The organism is Actinoplanes sp. ATCC 53533 (assembly GCF_003947245.1).
This window is the reverse complement of the sequence record NZ_QHHV01000642.1, coordinates 1-669: the sequence shown is the minus strand read 5'-3', so window position 1 is coordinate 669 and position 669 is coordinate 1. Positions and strand designations below refer to the sequence as shown.

Below are 669 nucleotides of genomic sequence, written 5' to 3'. Positions count from 1 at the left end.
GCATCCGAGGCGCTGCCCCTCGCGGAAGGTCTCGCGCGGGCCACCGGCAGAACGCTGACGATCATCTATGTCCAGGAGGTCACGATCAGTAGGTCCGGCTTCCTGGCCGAGGACGGCAGGCCCGTGCTGGCCTCACTTCACCGCATGGTTCGACGATTGCAAGACGACGGCGTCCAGGCCACCGTCGTGTCGTCCAAAGCCACCACCCGTGACGTTCCGCGCACAATTCTGGAGCTTGCCGAAGCCGCTGCCGCTGACGTGCTCGTCATCGGCAACCGCGGGCATGGATCACTGATCAACCTCATGCTCGGCAGTGTCGCCGCTCGTCTGCTCCAGGTCACGTCGTTGCCGATCATCACGGTGCCGTCACGGTCGACGGCGGCAACGCCGCTCACCGACGCCGATGTCGCGGCGGTTTCAACGCGGTCCAGGTTTTAGCCAGGGCAGCCTACGTCGCCGGATCCGAGACCGGATCACCGAAGCGATCGGCCCTGTGACGTCTCGTGGCGGCGTGCGGAGCTTTCGCCAGGTACGGGCGCAGACCGCCGGTACTGGGCGAACACGAATCGGCAGCGGAGCCCGCCAGGGCCGTCCACCGTGTGACCGGTCGCCTCATTGTCGTGTGAGGCAGCGTGGACGAATGGTGATCAGATGTAGACCAGCCGGGCG

Annotated in this window: 1 protein-coding gene; it reads left to right on the top strand. The window is 66.2% G+C overall.

Translation table 11 applies throughout. The features are described 5' to 3' along the window. The coding region (locus tag DMB66_RS60415) for a universal stress protein (RefSeq protein WP_148113006.1) at window positions 1-438 on the top strand (438 nt) is incomplete at its 5' end. Window positions 439-669: the final 231 nt, after the last annotated feature.